The 20,064-nt window shown below is 53.6% G+C and carries 21 protein-coding genes; 16 read left to right on the forward strand and 5 right to left on the reverse strand.

Annotation, left to right across the window (positions count from 1 at the left end; genetic code table 11):
- Nucleotides 1-19 precede the first annotated feature (19 nt).
- From IPH75_01115 to IPH75_01185, 15 genes are all read left to right on the forward strand, one after another.
- On the forward strand, nt 20-1,015 hold the full coding sequence (locus IPH75_01115) for a 50S ribosome-binding GTPase (protein ID MBK7140661.1): 996 nt from the start codon (nt 20-22) through the stop codon (nt 1,013-1,015).
- Nucleotides 1,016-1,160: 145 nt separating this feature from the next.
- Nucleotides 1,161-2,264 (forward strand): hypothetical protein, encoded by a 1,104-nt coding sequence (locus IPH75_01120; protein MBK7140662.1) that lies wholly within the window; start codon nt 1,161-1,163, stop codon nt 2,262-2,264.
- 10 nt (nt 2,265-2,274) lie between these two features.
- Entirely contained in the window at nt 2,275-3,066 is a 792-nt protein-coding gene (locus tag IPH75_01125) for a hypothetical protein (protein MBK7140663.1), read from the forward strand.
- A 2-nt stretch (nt 3,067-3,068) separates the two neighbouring features.
- A complete protein-coding gene (locus tag IPH75_01130) occupies nt 3,069-3,260 on the forward strand; it encodes a hypothetical protein (protein MBK7140664.1) in 192 nt (63 codons plus the stop codon).
- A gap of 123 nt (nt 3,261-3,383) precedes the next feature.
- Entirely contained in the window at nt 3,384-4,286 is a 903-nt protein-coding gene (locus IPH75_01135) for a hypothetical protein (GenBank protein MBK7140665.1), read from the forward strand.
- Between the two features lie 3 nt (nt 4,287-4,289).
- A complete protein-coding gene (locus tag IPH75_01140; protein ID MBK7140666.1) occupies nt 4,290-5,141 on the forward strand; it encodes a pantoate--beta-alanine ligase in 852 nt (283 codons plus the stop codon).
- A gap of 4 nt (nt 5,142-5,145) precedes the next feature.
- Entirely contained in the window at nt 5,146-5,628 is a 483-nt protein-coding gene (locus tag IPH75_01145; GenBank protein ID MBK7140667.1) for an NUDIX domain-containing protein, read from the forward strand.
- Between the two features lie 169 nt (nt 5,629-5,797).
- Entirely contained in the window at nt 5,798-6,148 is a 351-nt protein-coding gene (locus IPH75_01150; protein MBK7140668.1) for an aspartate 1-decarboxylase, read from the forward strand.
- Between the two features lie 42 nt (nt 6,149-6,190).
- Nucleotides 6,191-6,937, forward strand: a complete 747-nt coding sequence (locus tag IPH75_01155) for an NTP transferase domain-containing protein (GenBank protein MBK7140669.1) — start codon at nt 6,191-6,193, stop codon at nt 6,935-6,937.
- A 152-nt stretch (nt 6,938-7,089) separates the two neighbouring features.
- On the forward strand, nt 7,090-7,560 hold the full coding sequence (locus tag IPH75_01160; protein MBK7140670.1) for a hypothetical protein: 471 nt from the start codon (nt 7,090-7,092) through the stop codon (nt 7,558-7,560).
- An 80-nt stretch (nt 7,561-7,640) separates the two neighbouring features.
- Nucleotides 7,641-8,168 carry a LytR C-terminal domain-containing protein gene (locus IPH75_01165; GenBank protein ID MBK7140671.1) on the forward strand — a complete coding sequence of 176 codons (528 nt, stop codon included), beginning with the start codon at nt 7,641-7,643 and terminating at the stop codon, nt 8,166-8,168.
- 33 nt (nt 8,169-8,201) lie between these two features.
- Entirely contained in the window at nt 8,202-8,630 is a 429-nt protein-coding gene (gene rsfS, locus IPH75_01170) for a ribosome silencing factor (protein MBK7140672.1), read from the forward strand.
- A 29-nt stretch (nt 8,631-8,659) separates the two neighbouring features.
- Entirely contained in the window at nt 8,660-9,907 is a 1,248-nt protein-coding gene (gene rho / locus IPH75_01175; GenBank protein ID MBK7140673.1) for a transcription termination factor Rho, read from the forward strand.
- A 142-nt stretch (nt 9,908-10,049) separates the two neighbouring features.
- Nucleotides 10,050-10,379 (forward strand): hypothetical protein, encoded by a 330-nt coding sequence (locus IPH75_01180; GenBank protein ID MBK7140674.1) that lies wholly within the window; start codon nt 10,050-10,052, stop codon nt 10,377-10,379.
- A 103-nt stretch (nt 10,380-10,482) separates the two neighbouring features.
- Nucleotides 10,483-11,163, forward strand: coding sequence for a PorT family protein (locus IPH75_01185; GenBank protein MBK7140675.1), 681 nt, complete (start codon nt 10,483-10,485; stop codon nt 11,161-11,163).
- An 84-nt stretch (nt 11,164-11,247) separates the two neighbouring features.
- Here IPH75_01185 and IPH75_01190 read toward each other — a convergent pair whose 3' ends face one another.
- From IPH75_01190 to IPH75_01210, 5 genes are all read right to left on the reverse strand, one after another.
- The gene (locus tag IPH75_01190) at nt 11,248-13,713 is read right to left on the reverse strand and encodes a dockerin type I repeat-containing protein (GenBank protein ID MBK7140676.1); all 2,466 of its coding nucleotides are present in this window, start codon (nt 13,711-13,713) and stop codon (nt 11,248-11,250) included.
- 400 nt (nt 13,714-14,113) lie between these two features.
- Entirely contained in the window at nt 14,114-14,443 is a 330-nt protein-coding gene (locus IPH75_01195; protein ID MBK7140677.1) for a DHCW motif cupin fold protein, read from the reverse strand.
- 26 nt (nt 14,444-14,469) lie between these two features.
- On the reverse strand, nt 14,470-16,146 hold the full coding sequence (locus tag IPH75_01200; protein MBK7140678.1) for a hypothetical protein: 1,677 nt from the start codon (nt 16,144-16,146) through the stop codon (nt 14,470-14,472).
- A gap of 121 nt (nt 16,147-16,267) precedes the next feature.
- Nucleotides 16,268-17,146 (reverse strand): hypothetical protein, encoded by an 879-nt coding sequence (locus IPH75_01205; protein ID MBK7140679.1) that lies wholly within the window; start codon nt 17,144-17,146, stop codon nt 16,268-16,270.
- A 138-nt stretch (nt 17,147-17,284) separates the two neighbouring features.
- On the reverse strand, nt 17,285-18,124 hold the full coding sequence (locus tag IPH75_01210) for an alpha/beta hydrolase (GenBank protein ID MBK7140680.1): 840 nt from the start codon (nt 18,122-18,124) through the stop codon (nt 17,285-17,287).
- Between the two features lie 165 nt (nt 18,125-18,289).
- Here IPH75_01210 and IPH75_01215 point away from each other — a divergent pair, with 165 nt between their 5' ends.
- Entirely contained in the window at nt 18,290-20,047 is a 1,758-nt protein-coding gene (locus IPH75_01215) for a metallophosphoesterase (GenBank protein ID MBK7140681.1), read from the forward strand.
- The last annotated feature ends 17 nt before the right edge of the window (nt 20,048-20,064 follow it).

Below are 20,064 nucleotides of genomic sequence, written 5' to 3' on the forward strand. Positions count from 1 at the left end.
GCTGTTGTATCTATTAGGTATGCCCGCTAATCTACCACCCCAGTATTATGAGCTTGAACGCGAGTTCCGTGCCTGCAAGGATCCGCAGGAGAAACTCCGCATGGCGCAGGAGCTGCTGCGCATCATGCCGAAACATAAGGGGACAGACAAGCTCCAAGCCGAGATGAAAGCGAAGATCTCTCTCCTTCGCAAAGAGATCGAACAGGCCCATTTGCAGCCGGGCGGGAAGCATGGGGGAGTAGCGCACGATTATATCGAATCCGAGGGCTCGGCCCAGATCATTTTCATCGGCGCTCCCAACTCGGGGAAATCATCGCTCTTGGCTTCGATGACCCATGCCAAGCCGATCGTCGCCGACTATCCGTATTCTACGCGTGAGCCGCTGACCGGCATGACCACCTTCGAAACCGTCCATTTCCAACTGATCGATACGCCACCAATCTCCGATGAACTCTTCGAAACGTACATGCCCAATCTGGTGAGAAACGCCGATATTGTCGCTCTGGTCTGCGACCTGACCGATCCCCAGATCAAACCGCACACCGAATTTCTGCTCAATGCACTGGAGGAGAAGAAGATTCGTTTGATGCCGAATCTGGACAAACCGCCGGATGATCTTCGCTTTGTCGGAAAACGAACGCTCATTCTCGCGCACAAATGCGATGATGAATTACCCGAAGTCCGTGCCTGGCTCGATCAGCGCTTCGCCGGATTCACCATCATCCCAACCACCATTCTGGAGGAAACCACTCTCGGCGATCTGATGCGGGCGGTTTTCCAGTCACTCAATGTCATTCGCGTATATACCAAACATATCGGGAAGGAGGTCGAACTGATCGACCCGGTCATCCTGCCGATCGGCGCTACTGTCGAGGAAGCCGCTGGCGCGATCCACAAAGACTTCGCCGCCAACCTGAAGTTCGCCAAAGTTTGGGGGGCGGGGAAATTCGATGGTCAGCGGGTGCAGAAGGACTTTGTCCTCTCCGACCGGGACATCATCGAATTCCACATCTGAGCTTCATCGCTCACTCTCAAGTCTGAGTCGTTTGCCCGGCAACGTCATTGCGAGGAGCGCAGCGACGAAGCAACCCCCTGCATTCAGCACCCACCCCTCTCGCATTCCCCCTTGACTTTCCCCTTCAACCGCAGAACATTACCGCATGGAATCCAGACCCAAATACGGGTTTCTCGATGTTGCCTGGGCACCGGTCAGGGCACTCTCCGCCAAACAGATCGGCGTGATGACAGTCGCGGTGGTGCTGGGGTTGGTTCTCTATAACCTGTTCACCTACGCTGCCTACTATGTTCAGGGGGATGGTTTCGATGTCGTCTACGCCGCATACGGCTTTTTCCCTTTCGAATTCGGCGCCTTTGATTCTGTCGCCGCCAAAGGAATTCACTTCACCGGGATCATTCTGGCCGGCTTTCTCCTGATGCTCGGCTTTTGCGGCGTTGCCGCGATCAATATCGAAGCTATGCGCGGCAACCGGTTTATGTCTTTCACCGAGGGTCTCCGCTTTGCGCGTTCCCGCGCCCGGCAGATCTTCCTGGCCGAACTTGCCATTGTCACTTTCGTCGCATTCATTGCGGCGCTGTTCTTGCTGCTTGGCCTTGTCACCCGCATTCCACTCATTGGAGAGTGGCTCTACGCGCTGATCTTCTTTGTTCCGAACTTCTTTATCGCGCTGTTCACGGTTTTTATCATTTTCGCGCTGCCGGTGACAGTGCTTTTGCTCCCTTCCATTGCCGCTTCACAGCGAAACTCCGATGTTTTCAGCGTGCTGCTTGAGCTCTTTTCGACCCTCATTCGCACACCGATGCGCTGGTTGCTGTACACCGGCTATAGTCTGGTCGCCGCCAAACTGGCCAGCTTTGTGTATGCCTACTTCTGCTATCGCGCGGTGCAGTTTATCACGGCCGCTACCTCGCTTGCCGGCGGAAAGCAGCCGGAATATCTGGTGCGGGCAGGCTTGCATCATCTGCCGATCCGGACCGATCTGGTGGATCAGATGACCAATATCTTCCCAGGGATCAAATGGGCGTTTGAGATCCCATTTTATCCGACCTTTGGCGCCGACCGTCCTGTCGCTTATGTCATGACCTTCATGCTTTTCCTGATTTTCGCCTCCGTGATCGGATATTTCCTGGCAGTGATCGCCTCGGCGCAGGCGAGAGGGTATGTCGCATTGCGTCAAATCAAGGACGGCCACCGCATCGCCGAAGAACCACCCCTCTTCGGCCCGAAAGAAACACCACAGGAGTAGGGGGGAACCAATGACCAATTGGGTGGGCTTAGCTTCTCTGCTGATCGTTTTCTGTCTGACATTTCTTGCTGGATTTGGGTGTGTCGATGACGGTGCTTCGGCTGCGGATCTGGACGGGAATACTCGAAAAGCGCTGGAGCGTGCAGGACTCTCAGCGCGGTTGGAGAGCGCTCGCGTACTTGAATTCTCACCCGACTCGACTGGCGTTACCACTCTCTCGGTTGATGGAAAGATCGTTACACTGGCTCAAAGCCTTCGCTACCATTTTGCTGACCTTGGCGACAGCACATGGATGCGAATTTCAGAGCAGGTAGAAACAGTCCTCGGTCTATCGTCCCAGATGCACACGCATGTGAGTATTCGAGGTTTTCATCAAGACAAGAGGGGTGTTTCCACGCAGGTTTGGCAGATTGACGATAAATCCGAGTATGGGGAGCTTTGGCCACCCTATTTTCGTACCGTTGATCATAGTGACGGATGGGCTTATCCAAGTTACCGCTTGTACAATCTGCGAACCGGCCGATCAATCTTCAACTATGATGGTGAGTATGTTAGCGTGTTACCGCTTGATGACCACCTTGCTCATCGGGAATCATATCGCATTGCAGGACTGCTCCACCGACCAGTTGCAGATGAGGCGATTCAGGCAGAGGATTCGCTGCTGATTGCTACCGTATATTACGCCTGCGTCGATTCACTCTTCACTCCTTCAAGATACGGGCCCGAGATTCGAGCGTATTCGAGCAACTCATGTATAGTTGGGCGGCGCGTATCATGCTTTCCAATCCGGACAGACTTGTAGGTATGGCACCGGCATTTCGAGCTGGAGCCGATTTAACGTTAACTGATCCTCAAGCTGTTCCAGACGATATACAGCAAGTCATCTTTATCGAGAATCCGGGTCTTCGTCCAATTCTGGGAATTCCGATTCGCAACAATGACTTTGTCCTGGAAAAAACAGTATTCAAAGACTTCGACATCATCCGTATAAACTAGCCTATGCACACCCTCCGCACCTCCACCGCCTCATTCCGCGAAGGCGGGAATCCAGCTTCTCGTTGGGCTGAGCGAAGTCGAAGCCCGAGAGCTTGCGCAAGACACTACAGATTAACTTCAGTCGTGTTCTCATGGATAGTCCTTGCGGTGATCCAAGTAGGTTGCGGTCAATCCGAGTCGCCCCATGCCAACAGGACCACGCCAGCCTCGCACCAGTATTGCGACTCAATCAACATTGCAGATGCTGAGCTGGTCTGGAGTGACAGTTCCAGTAGCCGGCTTGACCTCTATAATTTCGAAAGTGAAGGTAGACGCATTTTTCAGATCACTGAACAGCGATATCATCGAGTTTCTGATTCGATGCTGATCCGGGAGAGAGTCAGTTGGATTGAAGGCGCCGAAGAGGACAATCACTCGTGGCTCACGGCAGAGGCGATGACACTCGATATGGTAAGCAGCATATCCAAGCTCTGGACCATTTCAGAAAAAGCCGACCGTGGCGAGGAATGGTTCGGGTTCTATCGGACTACTGAGGACGGGTGTTGCGATAGGACTTCGTTGTATCGACTGCACCGGTTGATAGATGGAAAGATGCTTTTTGCCTACAACTTCGGGATGACAGGGGGCCATGATCGCTTTGCCGCAGTCCTCTGTGATGTACCGGAAGAGCTACAGTCTGCTGATGATACGCTGCCGATGGCCATTGTCTATTATGCGAATGATTCCAATCTCCTGCACTCAATAAAGATCAGAATGCAAAAGGAATCGGCACTAACGGAATACTACTATTGGCCAGACGCTATCTCACTTGTTAAGACCGACAGCATTTTACAGCGTGTACGTGCGCACCCTGACTCGGTCAGATGCACACTTGCTGACCCTGCACAAACACCACCGAATTCACATTATTCGCTGGTCATCGGCACATATGGAGAAGCACCAGTCTTCGTAGTCCCTATTAGGGATGACGACTTTCTTCTTCAAAAAACCAAGTTTGAAGATTGCGAAATTATCAGGACAAACTAGCCTATGCAAACCCTCCGCACCATAAAGCAGATCCACGCGGCCACCCGTAAACTCGCCGCCCAGGGAAAACCCATCGGGCTCGTCCCGACGATGGGATATCTCCACGATGGTCACCTTTCGCTGATCCGTCGCGCCAAAAAAGAAGCCGATATCGTCATCACCACCATCTTCGTCAATCCGGCGCAGTTCGCCCCAAACGAAGATCTCGCGAAATATCCGCGCGATGAAAAGGGAGACCTGAAAAAGATCAAATCCGCCGGCGGGGATATCGTTTTCATCCCCGATGCCAAAGAAATCTATCCGGCAGATTTTCAGACCTATGTCAATGTCGAAAAACTGACCGATGTGCTAGAGGGCTCCATCCGTCCCGGGCATTTCAAAGGGGTGGCGACGATTGTCGCCAAGCTGTTTAATCTGACGCGCCCCGATATTGTCGTGTTCGGGCAGAAAGATTTCCAGCAGGCGGTGGTTCTCAGGCAAATGACTCGCGATCTTGGCTACCCGATCAAATATATCATCGCGCCGACAGTCCGCGAACGCGATGGTCTCGCCATGTCATCCCGCAACAGCTACCTGACTCCTAACGCGCGAACCGAAGCGATCTGTCTTTATCAATCGCTAACTCTCGCCAAACAGATGCTGAAAGAAGGGATTCGCGAGACAAAATCCATCTCAAATGAGATGCGCAAAATTATCAAAAAGACTTGCCCCACCGCCGAAATCGATTATATCGCCTTCAGTGATTTTAATACCCTGGCCGATGTCGCCACGATCACCGGCGAGACCGTCTGTTCGCTGGCCGTCCGACTTCACGGGGTACGATTGATTGATAACATGTTGCTGAAACAGGGGTAATTCCGTGTCGAATATCAGACCGCAAGCTATTGAGATAACCTCTCCCGGCGTGAATATCGCTGTAGTAAAAAAAGATGACGATGGCTGGAAATTTCTGCTGGTTCAACGCGCCGAAACCGAATCCTATCCCGGATGCTGGGGCTTTGTCACCGGCACCAAAGAGGGGAATGAAACCGCCGCACAGATCGTCAAGCGCGAACTCAAGGAAGAGGTCGGCCTCCATTCCGAGCGGCTCTGGTCGACTGAATATCTCATTCAGTTTTATGAGCCGGAATTCGACCAGATCTGGATCCTCCCGCTCATAGTCGCGGTTGTTCCGCGCGATTCAACCGTGACACTCAACAAAGAGAATAGCGGCTTCGCCTGGTTGTATGCCCACAAGGCGCGCAAGCTGGTGAGCTGGAAGAATCTGGTCAAGGCGATTGAAGATATCACCGATGAACTCGAGGTCTATCCCGCCAAAACCTGGGTGGAGATTATCCCCTAAGCGCTTCCCCCGCTACACTTTCCGACCGGGAATCCCGAAATTGAGGGAACTTTCTGTCCGGTAGACGGTTAGGATACTGGAACGGATTGCGGCCACCGACATCGTCAGGCTTGCATCGTCGCAGGTTTTGACTATATTCGGGCTGCATTCGAAAAGGATTGATGGAAGAATGTTGATCACTCTGCTGAAATCGAAAATACATCGCGCCACCCTGACCGGCGCTGACCTGAACTATGTCGGCTCCATCACGATCGATGAGAACTTGATGAAGCTGGCCAACCTTCAGGAATTCGAAAAAGTCGATATCGCCAATATCAACAATGGCGAACGGTTCGACACCTATGTCATCAAGGGTGCCCCCGGCAGTGGGATAATCGCGCTCAATGGCGCCGCGGCTCGCAAAGGGATGAAGGGGGACCTCCTCATCATTCTATCGTATGCGCAATACGACCCGACCGAAGCGGCTAAGCATAAGCCGATCGCGGTTCATGTCGATGCTCAGAATCGTCCGACCGCCTGATCGGTCGAGTTCCGAATTCCCCTCGTAAGTTAAGGAGTCTCTGTGTCTTCAAAACGTGCTGCTATTGTGCTGGCCGCCGGCAAAGGTAAGCGGATGAAATCGGATCTCCCCAAAGTGCTCCATGAGATCCATGGCCGCCCGATGGTTTCCATTCTCCTCGACACACTCATTCGCCTCAAGTTTGATAAGATCGTGGTGGTGATCGGCCATAAGGGAGAAATGGTCCAGGATGCGCTCAAAAACTACAAAGTCGAGTTCGCCTGGCAGCGCGAACAGCACGGGACTGGCCATGCCGTCATGATGACCAAAGACCAGATGGCGTCATTCGACGGCACCACTCTTGTCGCCGCCGGTGATGTCCCATTTCTTTCCGAGTCCGCTATCAACAACCTGTTTGACGTTCACACGCGCACCAAAGCTGTGGCTACCTGTCTGTCGGCGATTTTCCCCGATGCTACCGGTTATGGCCGGATCATCCGCGATGGCAACTCCGACCGCCTGAAAGAGATCGTCGAACACAAGGATGCTTCAGAGGAAGTCCGTAACATTCGCGAAGTCAACTCTGGCACATTTTGTTTCGACAACCAGAAGCTTTTCGATGTGATCAACCAGATCGGCAATCAGAACGCGCAGGGAGAGTACTACCTGACGGACGCTGTTAAGATATTGCACGATAATGGCTTGACGGTGTCCGTGGTCGCCGCCGATGACCCCTATGAGGTACAGGGAGTTAATGATACCGAGCAACTCCAGCAACTCGAAACCCTTTTCGGTAGCAGACTCAAATAGTGATTCTCTGACTGTTTTTGGTAAACGAAGAAGCCCCCTCCGCGTTATAAAGGGAAGAGAGCCCGACTGCCGATACACTAGTATCCGTATGTTTTTTAGGTTGACGGACTTGGCTACGGAAGGTACCTTTAATTCGAGTGAGAGTTAACCCCATGAAGACCATTCTAATCCTGTTGAGCCTAACGGTTTGTGTAGCTTCGGCGATGGCCGCTGATAAGGCCCCTGCCGCAAGTTCGGTCTCCACCACCAGCAGTTCGCTCGGTTTGCAGGGAGCACCCAACCCGTTTTCTCTGTTGGATATTTCCCGCATTCGATGGTCGCATAGTTACTCGATCTCCTACCTTTCCGGCGGCGATCGTTCCGGTTCAGCAGGCTTGCTGAAAACAACCATGTTCTACGATTTCTCCAAGTCACTGTCGCTGTCGGTTAACGTAGGTGTTCTCCACAATTCCGGAGCTATTTGGGGCGATAGCAAAAACGATGCTACCGTCCTGCCTGGCTTCACCCTCGACTATCATCCTTCCGAGAAGTTTCGGATGTCCATTGGCTTCCAGAAAGTCAGCGGCTACGGGCCGTATTACTTTGACTCCGGCCAGTGGTTTAATCCGGCCTATCGATACTAGACTAGCGTAACGGTTCGACGAAAGAGAGGCAGTTGCAGCGCCAGCGTTAAAGACTCGTTCCTGCCTGTACGTTTCCATTCATGCTTCAATCTGAACCGCCTCGTCACGACGAATCTTCAGTCCATGAGCCGATACCACGTCGCTCCCGCTTTGGTGCGTTAGGACGGATAGCTGAGATCGCCCTGCTGGCGGCGGCAGTATTGACAATCGCTGGAGTCGCCCTCTTTTCGGTCAAAGTGGCGAGAGGCGTCACCCGCGAATTGGAAACGCCCGCCGAACCGATGCGGTTGCAGATCGTCAATGGCTCAGGTGTCGCCGGCGCCGAAACCCGGCTCGCTCGGCAACTGAACGGATATACCGGAAAGGGGTTGAATCTCCTGGTAGTCGAAACCAACTCGTTTGAACTAAAGAAGGTGATGGCCTCGTTTATTGTCTCGCGCCAACCGGATGACCGCGCCGCTAAACTACTGGCCACCCGCATCGGACTCGAACCCTCCGATGTCATCTACGAACCGCTTGATAACAACGTCCGATCCGTCGGCGTCACTTTGGTTTTGGGGGAAGATTACTTTCGCATCCGGCTCGCCGGATCAGAGAAGAAGGAGTAAAAACTCAGAGTCTTGAAGAAAACGTCCCCGCTTATGCTCGCGCGGCTGGCCGGCCGGCTGGCCCTGTCCAAAAAAGGTTTCGACGTCAAGATTCTCAAACTGAAATCGATCTCTTCCGTGTGCGATTATTTCGTCATTGTTTCGGGAGATGCCGATGTTCACGTGAAGGCGATCGCCTCAGGGATCGAAGATGGAATGTCCAACAACGGACATTACCCCGCGCACCGCGAAGGGCTCGGGAAAGGGAACTGGGTGTTGCTCGATTATATCGATGTGGTGGTCCATATCTTCCACGAACCGACCCGACGCTTCTACGCGCTGGAACGGCTCTGGGGTGATGCCGCCGTCGAAGAAATGACGGACGATGTTCGGGCTAAAACCGCCACCCCGAAGACGACCGCCAAAACGACTGTCCGCAAAACGGCCGTCAAAAAGACAGCCACGACCAAAAAGAAAAAATGAGTGAATGACAGATACGTATGGGAAACGCCATGGAACTAACTGAACTAAAATCAAAAACGATCGCCGAATTGCTCAAGATCGCCGAGGACCTGGATATCCCAGGTGTCTCCGGTCTCCGCAAGTCGGAACTGATCTACAAGGTGATGGAAAACCAATCCAACACCAATGGCATGATCTTCGCCGAGGGAGTCCTTGAGATCATGGAGGAAGGGTATGGGTTCCTCCGCTCGCCGGACTACAATTACCTTCCGGGACAGGACGACATCTATGTCTCTCCTTCGCAGATCAAACGCTTCGACCTCCGCACCGGCGATACCATCTCCGGCCAGGTCCGTCCGCCAAAGGACAATGAGCGCTATTTTGCGCTGCTCAAGATCGAAGCCGTCAATTTCGAGGATCCCGAGGTCGCCAAACACAAAACGCTGTTCGACAACCTCACGCCGCTCTATCCGAACGAAGCATTCCACCTCGAAACCAATCCGGAAGAACTGACTACGCGCATCATCGATCTGATGTGCCCGATCGGGATGGGCCAGCGCGGATTGATCACCTCGCCGCCGAAAGCCGGTAAAACGATCATCCTCCAGAAGATCGCCCAGGCGATCGTCGCCAATCACCCGAAAGTCAAACTGATCGTCCTACTCATCGACGAGCGCCCTGAGGAAGTTACCGACATGCGCCGTTCGGTGAAGGGAGAGGTCATCTCCTCGACCTTCGATGAACCGGCCGAGCGCCATGTCCAGGTCGCCAATATGGTGCTGGAAAAAGCGAAACGACTGACTGAACACAAGCACGACGTTGTCATCCTGCTCGACTCGATCACTCGCCTTGCCCGCGCGCACAACTCGGTTGTGCCGCACTCCGGCAAGATCCTGTCGGGCGGTGTTGACTCGAACGCGCTGCATAAACCGAAACGCTTCTTTGGCGCCGCGCGAAATATCGAGGAAGGCGGCTCGCTTTCCATTATTGCCACCGCGCTCATCGAAACCGGCTCCCGTATGGACGAAGTCATTTTCGAAGAGTTCAAGGGGACCGGTAACATGGAAATGGTGATGGATCGCCGTCTGGCGGACCGTCGTATTTTCCCGGCAATGGATATCAACCGGTCATCGACCCGTAAGGAAGAGCTGTTGTTGTCCGACGAGATCCTCAACAAGGTCTGGATCTTGCGTAAGTTCCTGGCCGAGATGAATCCGGTGGAAGCGATGGAGTTCTTGCTTGATAGGATGAAGAAGACGAAAGGAAACGAGCGTTTCCTGGCCTCAATGAAGGACTAGATTTCTCTGATCATATTGATATTTGTGAGGCGGCCCGAAGTGATTCGGGCCGTTTTGTGAGATGATACACGGCAAGCCCTATCCAAGTCGACGGCCGGACAGCGGCCTTGCTCTTCCATGTAACGTCTGCTACATTCTCCCCATGAGCCCGCTCACCCGCATAAAACTCCTCCACACGTTCATTTGGGCTATAATGGCCGCCGCTATTTTCTATATTCTGTACAGCGGAATAATCGGAAATCTGACTACTCTCACATGGATTTCACTCGCCCTGGCGCTCGGAGAATGCGTCGTTATTGCCCTGAACAAATGGAGATGTCCGCTAACGCCGCTTGCCGCCAAACATACAACCAGTCGCGAACCGAATTTCGATATCTTCCTGCCGCGCTGGCTCGCCCAATACAACAAAGAGATTTTCGGGTCTATCCTGTTCGCTGGCATCTTGTTGGTACTTTGGCGAATTATTGCGTAGTCTCGGATCCCGAAATCCTCACCGGATTTGTGACTGGACGTTCTTACGGATTACACGTATAATGTACCATCACGACCACGTTTTGGCACACAGGGGAAAAGGCATGTCTACCAAAATTCATCAGGTAAGTATCCTCATACCACTCATCTTGCTGACATTGTTGCTGATAGTCACTGAAGTCGCCCACGCGCAATTAGATTTCGGCGCCAAAGCAGGCGTTGCCCTGGCCGATCAAAAGTTTGAATACGAAGGTATAGAGCTGGACCTCGACATAGAATTGCGGACGGGGATAGGCGTCGGGATTTTTGTAGAGCAACCACTCGCCCCGCATTTGGGTCTTCGACTCGAAGCTCTCTATATTCAGAAAGGGTATCAGAAGGATTTCAGCTTGACCAATGAATTTGGTACCATATTGCGGACTGACACCTACCATGTGCGGGTCGATATTCTCTCAATGAACTACATGGTGAGCGCCGCACTTGCTTCCGGAACCTACGCGCTTGCCGGTCCGCGCCTTGACCTCAATCTTGGTGTTTCAGACGACTTCCCCGGCGGCGCCTTTCCGCAGGCGCTGAAAGATGAGTTCAAGTCAATTATTGCCGGCCTCACGTTCGGTCTTGGTCAGGATTTCAAGTTCCTGCAAAGAGGAAATCTGTTTATAGAGGCCCAGTACTATCTGGATCTCGGCAAGCTGTACAAGCGGCCGCCTGAAATCAGTGAGGAAGCCAGTTTGAAATCGATAAAGAACCGCTCGTTTGCGCTTTTTGCCGGGATACGGCTCTGACGGATTTCCAGACCATTCTTCACTAAAACGGCCACCCGACTTTCGTCTGGTGGCCGTATTCAGAATCAGATCAATTCCAATTCATCATGGAACACAGCATGGCGCCGGTCCGCCACCATAGAGGTAATCTGCCAGGAAGACGATATCAGCAATATTCACTGCGCCATCACAATTGGCGTCAGCGCGCTGCATCGGGATCGGCGCGGGGCCATGGTAGAAGTAGTAGCTCATGAGAGCCGCAACATCGGTGAGATTCACAGCGTCATCGCCATCCACATCGCCGCATTCAAAATGCCGGATGATCAGCGAGTAATCCTCAACCTCACCATAGTCGGTCTCACCGCATGGGTCGACCGCGCCGGTATAGGTGATTCTCACGCGCAACGTCACTGTATCCATCCCGGGGCTGTCCGGAGGGATCAGCACGCCGGTGTACGGCCCGTTGCCGGGCGTACCGGATACCGCCACTGTCTCGTACGGATCGTCGAAATCAGTGTCGCCGTTCCAGTCGACCCAAATGCCGCACTGGTCGGATGAATACGGATTGCCGTTCGTCACGGAGATCGGATAGCTCAACCGCTTCCACATGGTCGTATTGAGCATCGTGTAGTCGGCGTAGCCGTCGCAACCGGAGGACTGATTGATCGTTCCAACCGTTACGTTCTGAACGAATTCATCGCAGCCGCCCGAAGCGGGGCAGGGACGGCACGCAACCGTGTCACCGGAGACATTGATCGTGTACGGACCTTCCGCACCATTCGCCGGATCCAGCAGGACGGGATAGTAGTACGTCCCCGCGGGTAGCGCTTGCCAGCGGATCGTCACATTCCCATCACCACAGGTCGTGACATCAAAATCACCAGCGAACGAGAACGAATCGCACGGACATCCCATCGCCAGATTCAGCCACGCATTGCCGAAAGCCGGGGAGGTGCCGCAATAATCCAGCGTCACATCCATGCAATGGTCGATCGTGAAAGCATGCCAGACATGACCATCCGGGAAGCCAGCACACTGGTTGATCGCGCCGGTATTGTCACCATTGAAAGTCGCCGGAAGCGTCACGGGTGTGACATCTTCGCAGAAGTTGTTTGGCGGAAGTACATTGCACTCCACCGTCAACAACCCCGGGCCAACTTCCGTGTCATACCCACCGATCTCGATCAGATAGGTCTCGCCGGCAGTCACCATAACGGTCGCCTCTGATGAGACGCCACAGAAGTCATCGTTGCAGGCGATCGGCGTACCAGGCGGACAGGTTGCTCCGTCATACACGGCCAACTTGGTATCGTAGCTCGATCCACACAAGCTGATACGTGCCGCACCGGTGCAACTAGCGGTGTAGGCATACCAGACATTGGCGCCGAAGACACAAGCTCCCGGACCATCATGCGTCGAACTAACCGTCGTAAACGGCAGGTTGACCACGTCGCCTATCGGCGTCGCGTCGACGCAATTGTTGTTGGCCGGTGCCAGAGGCGGATCCTCCGCATCCAGTCGCGCTGTGTAATTCCAGGTGCCTGCTTCACACGTGTACTGTGCGTCAAAGACCGATGGCGACACAAAGAACGCATAGTCGCCGGCCGGCAGGATCGCATCCAACACCAATGTGTCGCATGGATCCCCACTCGTGCTGATCACCCCGGCCGCCCCGGAGCATCCAAGGTTCATGTCGATGATGTACACCAGAACCGGGAAGTTTGCCACTACCGTCCAGTGGACAGTCGTGTCACCTGTGAAAGACCGAAGGTACCAGTCGGTGTCGCGGAAATCCGCGCTCGACCAGGAGGTCCCGCAAATCACATCGCCGGGATTGACGCTGCCATAGACTTCCGGCACTGAGTTACAGCCACCGTTGTCTGTGTCATCGCCATCCGTAACACAGGCTTCACCCTCGGCGATTGATCCCGGAGGGCAGGTAACTGTGCACGGACTCATCCCGATCATCTCGAGCTGATAGCTCCCAAAATCCCCATCGTAACCGTCAATGACGATATAGTAGGTCGTCCCGCCGGTCAGATTTAGACCGTAGATCGCGGAACGGAATCCCGGGCAGGCATCGTCGTTGCAGGCATACGGTGACCCCGGCGTGTAGCTCCCGGCATAGACATACACCTTCGTGTCATATCCGGAGGCACACAGGTCGATATCGACGACTTCGTTGGCCGCAGGGGTATAGGAGTAGACCACGTCCGGAGAACCTGGAGCCAGGTACGGACAGGTCTCGTCGTAGTCATCATTGTATCCACTGGTGGTGCCGGCATCGGAGTAGGGAAGACTGCTTATAACGGTCGCAGATGCGATGTTATCGCCTCCCTGTGCGATGCGATTTGGCCGATTCGGGATACCATGAAACGGCTGTTTGGGCGCCGGTTGATTCGAAAAGTTCTGAGTGGCGCCTCGTTCCAGTGCCTTATTGGCAGGTGCTTGCGAAATCGGTACGACCGACTGCGGGCCAGCCGTTACCGTGGCACTTATGAGGAGAGTGCCTATAAGCATTCCTGCCAGCATCAACACCAGGACGCGCATGTGTCTACAGGTTAAAATCATAGAATCGTTCCTTCCAGAGGAGTTCCTCCGCATTCCACCTGGCCGCGCTTGTGCGTGTTACCAGACGGCTAAGGATTATTGTTTCGAATCGAGAAAATTTGGTTCGGTACGAACCTGGGCCATGCTTGTCGAGCTATGATGTGACAACGAGATGCGTGAACGAGATGCTCTGAGCTGACATGCAATAGCTACCACTTGTACTTCGCTCTCGCGAAAGCACCGCGACTGAGTAGAAACTATTACTGCGTGTGACTAGCTAAAAAGACTGTTACTAAATATATACCAAAACCGTCGAATACTGTCAAGTACTTTTCCAGTATCCCGCCCCCTTGCTCGCGTGTGAACCAGATTATCCGGCCCATCCGGTTACCTTATTCGCACGCGACCTGTCAAGATGATATCAATCCACTATGAACAACTTTGCACCTGACGAAGTGACAGACCGATGCGGGACATGGTCGTTTTCGACCTGGTAACTGTCTCCCGCCCGAAGCTGGTATGTGCGGCCATCCTGAAGTTCTGTCGTCAGTTCCCCTTCCAACACCAATAGCACATGCCCTCGCGAGCACCAGTGGTCAGCAAGATAATTCGGTGAATACTCTACCATGCGAATCCTTAGATTCCCTACCTCTTTGGTTCGCCAATACGCCATACCCGTTTCCCCCCGATGTTCCGTCGCCGGAACCTGCGACCAGTCGGTCAGCCCGAATGGTACCTGTTCGATCTTCATGCCCGGTCTCCTGTCTCAATACTGTCTCAATTCCTCATCAAGTAGCGATGTATCACTGTTAGCGTCGAAGCATCTCCGACTATTTGCGGAATTGATCGTGCTACCGTCGGAAGATATTTGAACGTTATCGTTTTCCCATCTCGCACCACTTTTATTTCGGCTTCACGCGTCGTGTCATCGGTGTAGTAGCTATATCCCACTAAGGTATCTCCAGGCAAAAGACCCTGCGTTTCAGCCGCGGAACCGCTGATCACCGATCTTATCCGTTCTCCTTTGCGCATGGCGCCCGATTCGGTCACGAATCCGAGAGAATACAACCCTATTTGAGAGCTCCTGACTGTCATGCCTGCATCACTAAGCTGCTGGGCAATTGGCAATTCCTCCGCACCAAGCATAAACCGTTCGTAAAACGGCTTCCAGTCAGATTTGGTCAGTTGATTAAGCTGATTCAGCAAAATGATATCAGTCAATCCGCTATCCCGTCCCATGTTCTCAACCATCAAACCCCGTATATACTGATCCAACGATCCTTTCCCTTCAGACTGCCGGGCAATACCGATATCAAGGAGAAACCCGACCAGCGCACCCTTATAGTAGGGGAGTTTGTTGTAATACTCACCACTCCAGTACCTGAGTGAAAGACTGTCGGCAGTAGCCGTGAGTGCGTACGGATTGCTGTAATAATGCCGAATCTGACGATTCATCGCCTCTACAAAAACGCTATCAGCGATAAGCTGCGTACGATAGAGTGTCAGATCCGCGTAGTAATCCGCGAAGCCTTCGGTGAACCACTTGTAATATCCTTCGGCATAGTCTTCTGCGACTTTCAGCTTCTCCGCCCAGACATGGAAATGTTCGTGACTGATGAGGCGCAGAGTCGGTGAGTTTTCGCCTTTGAGTGAGTCCGTCGGGTCAGGGTATACCGCAATAACACCGCTGGTGACCGTTCCTCCTGAGCTGTTTGGAGTCCCTTCAACCAATACAACCGTCTGTCTGGACAGCGGATAGTCCCCAAAATATGATATATGTGCCGCCAGCACCCGCTCCACCGCCGTGATGAACTGGTTGTCGTCAAAGGCAAACGAACCATGCAAGTAGAAACCAACAGTCAGATCTCCGATCTTTCGCGATGCTTCCCGGTAGTCGCCACCGATCATCAGGCAGTCCCGCAGCTTCCCGACCGTCGTCACTGTGGTACTATCAAGCGATGCTGCCACCACGCGATATTTCCCGCGACTGACTGTCAGTGTCGCTGGCGACTGCTCAAGCGCGCTATCTGTTGGCATCAAGAGAGCGCTCGCTCCCCATACATACCCCAGCTCAGGCAGTATCGTCGGTCGAAAATGGTCCGCCCGGGATTTGCCGGAGAAGCTCTCTTTTCTGCAGATGATTCGATACTCAAGCCAGAACCCCTCTTTCCCACTATGCACCACCCATCGGCCGCTGTCCGGGTGTGCAACCTGCAACAATGCGCCCGTATTGCTGTATGCAGTGGCCCCTTCAACATCCCGATAGAAATCCTCGACTCCGGCCCATTCGCCTAACTCAAAGACGACAGAGTCTTGGGCGATCTCCGGCCAGTCGATTCGCACTACCAGCGAACTATCTTCAAATGTGACCTGATATCTTACCTGTGGTGAGGGAGAGCTTGTGGTGAAAACTGTCAGTGAGAAAAGCGAGAGGACGGCGGCGAATAGCAACATCGATATCCCTTTACTGCTCGGAGTTTATTGCTATCCGACTATACGAAAGTCCGGCTGTTCGGTTGCGGACAGCCACTGAAGTTCGCGACCACCGTAACAGAATCGCTAACATCCCTTCTCTTTATGGGCACGCGGGGAGCCATGGACGCGGCGTGGTTGTGAGATACGCGATCAGGCGAGATAGGTCAGATAAGTCTGTCATCCCACGGTCGTCTATATTTGCTTCTTCCGGGCAAGCAAGTGCCGGGCGAGGCGTCTGCGTCAGAAACGCAATGAGCACCGATAGGTCAGAAAGGTCGATCTCTCCCTGCAGGTCAATATTCCCTGTTGTTCCCTGACAGCATCGCATGCAACCACAGTGGGCCAGGGATTCGACCACTCTCGCAGGTGCCGGTGGAATACACGGCATAATTGCGACAAAGCAATATCCGTATCCTGGGACATACGGTTGGCTCGCATCCAGCCCGACAAAATCAGGCGCAAACTCAATCCCCATCGAGGTTGACCACTTCCAGGTGGATGTCATGGGAATACCAGTTGTCGTGTCGATACAGATCTGGCGCAGTTGAGCTTCGGGTGGGACATCCCACACGGTGATTGCCAACACAGTGTCATCGAATCCGATTGGCAGACCCAGACCCGGTCCACCGGCTCCTTCAACCGACAGGACAGACAAGGGGGGATACTCACTAAGTCCGAATCCGAGATTGAAGTAGGCGGCAAACGCCGAGTGCCAATTCATGTCTACAGTCGTATCGATAGAGATATATCCGTACGGAACCCCGATACTCTTGATAACAAAATCATTCCTGATACTGACACGATCGCCGGTATCGTTGGAAAATCGGATCACAAACCGAACATTCCCGTTCGTATGAAAGCTGTAAGGCTCCCACGCCTCGCAACGAATCTCGTCAATCTTGATAGTCCCGCCGCCCGCTCCCTCGCTATTGGCAGCAAAACTGCAAAACAGAGCCATTGTAATGAAGAAGTTTTTCATCTGCCACCTTCCCGCATGGAGCAGTTGACTGATATCCGATAGGTCCAGTTTTGATTGTAAAGGAACGCCTTAAGGATAATATAGTGGAAGTGGACGAATACGTCAATTATCAAAAGGAAAGGGGAAAAGGAATAGTCTCTATTGCCGCGACCTTCGTAGCTGGTGCACCAATATCCCGCGCGGCTGCACCGCCAGGAACTTGACGATCAGTTCGGCGATCTGGCTTGCATGGGTGATCGGCCCCATATGCCCAAGTCCCAGAAATCCACGCGTCTCTGACTTGGGGAGGGTACGTGAAAGATGTTCGACGATAGACCGCGTCGATTCGGGGGACTCGAGACCATAGAGCAGCAAAGTCGGAATGTCCAACTCCCGATACGCTTCCAGCGGCGTCGCATGGCCGATCACCGCATCAAAATCTGCCACCACCTTTTGCATCCGTTTTGCCACCGACTCCCGCTGCCGTTCGGTAAAACTCTCCCAGGCGCCATGTCCCGACCAGTAGTCGACAAACCGCCGCCCCGCTTGGTGCAAGAGGCCACGCTGCACCAGATTGGCGACATCCTCTCGCACCGCGCCAACCTCAACCAACCCCCTTGATCGGTCATCAGCCGCAAACAGCAGGCTGAACAGCACCGGCTCATAAAGGGTCAAACTCCGTATCCGTTTTGGCTGTTCGTGCGCCAGGGTCAGTGCCACGGCCGCCCCGTACGAGTGCCCGATCAGGTGAAACGGCCCACAGATCTCATCCAGTACCGGCCTGAGCAGGTCCAATTCATCGCCGAGGCTAAGTGTCTGATCGATATTCCAATCCGGGCTGTCGCCATACCCATACAGATCAGGCGCTATTACCTGGTAGGAGTGTGACAACAACTCGGTCAGGGTATTCCATTGTTTGGAAGAACTTGTGCTGCTGTGAAGACAGACAACGACCGGACCGTCACCCGACTTGCGTACCGAGACTGTTTTTCCTGACATCCCACTAATCTACGGAACCGGACGCCACTGTCAACAGCCGCGACGGGGGAGGTTGCTCCCCGGCTGATGCCCCATGCCCTGCCGATTCTCCTTGCATCTTGGACAAAATTCGCTATCATGGATACAGAGGACCATGACGCCTCACTCAGACCAAAGGAGTAGCCTATGACACGCCGAATGATTTGGCGGATGGTTGGTCTCCTGGTTTTATCACTCGCCTGCCTCGTCGCACCAACCTTCGCCGCTAATGCCGATGACATGACCCCGGTTCGCATGATTGTCATTGGTGATCGAACGGGAGGACATCAACCCGGTATCTATGAACAGATCGTCGATGAGGTCGCCCGATTGCGACCTGACTTCATCATGACTGTCGGTGACATGATCGAAGGATATGTCGAGGATTCCGCTCAGCTTGCCGAACAATGGCAGGAATACCGCTACATCATCTCACCTCTGGTTGCCCCGATTCATTTCACCCCGGGGAACCATGAACTATTCTCTGATCTGGGAGTACAGGCCTACAGGGAGAATGTTGGCCGCACCTACTATTCATTTAACTTCGATCGCATCCATATCATCGTACTGGACAACGCTCGCTTTGATGATCCGGGCCAGATCCCCAAAGAGCAACTTGTCTGGCTTGAAAAAGACCTGAAGACATTCAAGAATTCCGTCTATACGGTAGTCTTTATGCACAAGCCGCACTGGTACGAGACGATCGTTCACAATCGGCCTGATACTTTGCACGCCCTGTTCAAATCATTTGGCGTGGATGCTGTATTCTCCGGACACTTCCACGAATATTTCTCGGTGGATTATCAGGGAATCAAATATACTTCGCTGGGGAGTTCCGGCGGCGGCATGGATCGCGATTTCGGCTCCGTCGGTTATCACTTCCTCTATGTCACTCTTGATCACCGCGGCATCCATATCGCACCGATCAAAATGGGATCAGTCCAGCCATGGGATATCATGACGGTTGCCGACAAAAAGGTATATGAAGGATTACGCAATCAAGGCCTGACCTTTGCCCGGCCGATCCAGGTGAACGAGGACCTCAAAATCCCCGGCACGACAGTTCAATACACCATTGACAACTCACTTGGCAATTACGCGGTCAATGATACACTCAAATGGACCGCCACTGCCGACTGGCACTTCTCGCCGCGGACCCAGATCATCCAGGTCCCGCCTCACGAGACCCGTACGTACGCGGTCAATGTCTCCTGCAAACATGCCGGTTTTCCTCCACCGACTGCTGAGATCACTTTTCAGTATGCCAGGGAAAACAGCGTGACGATTCAGCACTCGTTGCCGCTTGCCCGCGTCGCCGATGCCGTCCGAGCCGATGCTCCGCCATTGGTGGATGGCCTGCTTTCCGAATCGATCTGGAGACACCCCGAGACCAGATACTACGACCCGGACGGCGGAAATTCTGAAGTTGAAGCAACCGAGGTATATTTCGCTTACGACGATCAGCATCTGTATCTCGCCGCGCGATGCCGTGAAAGCAAACCGGACCTGATGACGGTCAAGGCCGACCAGCATGATGATGCTGTCTCCGCCGAAGACTGTCTCGGCTTTTTCATTGCGCCGCCAGGGGAGATGGTCCAATCATTCCAGATCTATTTCAATGCTGACGGAATCGCTTTTGACCAACGGTTTGAGCGCGACTCCGAAGGGTACATGCATGGCGATCTCAATTGGAATGGTGAGTACCTCGTCAAAACCCAGCGGTTTCCCGATGGGTGGACTATTGAAGCGGCAATACCGCTGGCGACCTTTGGCGCATGGCTGGCCCAGGGAGACACCTGGCGGGTCAACTTCCGACGGAAACAGTCCCGCCTGACCAAATCGGCCGACTGGCAAACGCCGATTGAATACGATCCGAAGACCTTTGGGCTGTTGATCGCGCGATAACGATTAACTGGCAGACT

It is taken from the genome of bacterium (genome assembly GCA_016708025.1).
Classification (GTDB): domain Bacteria; phylum Zixibacteria; class MSB-5A5; order GN15; family FEB-12; genus FEB-12.

Excerpts from the sequence above, each read along its gene's own strand:
- IPH75_01115 (MBK7140661.1), top strand. The coding sequence starts at position 20 with ATGCCCGCTAATCTACCACCCCAGTATTATGAGCTTGAACGCGAGTTC.
- IPH75_01120 (MBK7140662.1), top strand. The coding sequence starts at position 1,161 with ATGGAATCCAGACCCAAATACGGGTTTCTCGATGTTGCCTGGGCACCG.
- IPH75_01125 (MBK7140663.1), top strand. The coding sequence starts at position 2,275 with ATGACCAATTGGGTGGGCTTAGCTTCTCTGCTGATCGTTTTCTGTCTG.
- IPH75_01130 (MBK7140664.1), top strand. The coding sequence starts at position 3,069 with ATGGCACCGGCATTTCGAGCTGGAGCCGATTTAACGTTAACTGATCCT.
- IPH75_01140 (MBK7140666.1), top strand. The coding sequence starts at position 4,290 with ATGCAAACCCTCCGCACCATAAAGCAGATCCACGCGGCCACCCGTAAA.
- IPH75_01150 (MBK7140668.1), top strand. The coding sequence starts at position 5,798 with ATGTTGATCACTCTGCTGAAATCGAAAATACATCGCGCCACCCTGACC.
- IPH75_01160 (MBK7140670.1), top strand. The coding sequence starts at position 7,090 with ATGAAGACCATTCTAATCCTGTTGAGCCTAACGGTTTGTGTAGCTTCG.
- IPH75_01165 (MBK7140671.1), top strand. The coding sequence starts at position 7,641 with ATGCTTCAATCTGAACCGCCTCGTCACGACGAATCTTCAGTCCATGAG.
- rsfS (MBK7140672.1), top strand. The coding sequence starts at position 8,202 with ATGCTCGCGCGGCTGGCCGGCCGGCTGGCCCTGTCCAAAAAAGGTTTC.
- rho (MBK7140673.1), top strand. The coding sequence starts at position 8,660 with ATGGAACTAACTGAACTAAAATCAAAAACGATCGCCGAATTGCTCAAG.
- IPH75_01180 (MBK7140674.1), top strand. The coding sequence starts at position 10,050 with ATGAGCCCGCTCACCCGCATAAAACTCCTCCACACGTTCATTTGGGCT.
- IPH75_01185 (MBK7140675.1), top strand. The coding sequence starts at position 10,483 with ATGTCTACCAAAATTCATCAGGTAAGTATCCTCATACCACTCATCTTG.
- IPH75_01190 (MBK7140676.1), bottom strand. The coding sequence starts at position 13,713 with ATGATTTTAACCTGTAGACACATGCGCGTCCTGGTGTTGATGCTGGCA.
- IPH75_01195 (MBK7140677.1), bottom strand. The coding sequence starts at position 14,443 with ATGAAGATCGAACAGGTACCATTCGGGCTGACCGACTGGTCGCAGGTT.
- IPH75_01200 (MBK7140678.1), bottom strand. The coding sequence starts at position 16,146 with ATGTTGCTATTCGCCGCCGTCCTCTCGCTTTTCTCACTGACAGTTTTC.
- IPH75_01205 (MBK7140679.1), bottom strand. The coding sequence starts at position 17,146 with ATGAAAAACTTCTTCATTACAATGGCTCTGTTTTGCAGTTTTGCTGCC.
- IPH75_01210 (MBK7140680.1), bottom strand. The coding sequence starts at position 18,124 with ATGTCAGGAAAAACAGTCTCGGTACGCAAGTCGGGTGACGGTCCGGTC.
- IPH75_01215 (MBK7140681.1), top strand. The coding sequence starts at position 18,290 with ATGACACGCCGAATGATTTGGCGGATGGTTGGTCTCCTGGTTTTATCA.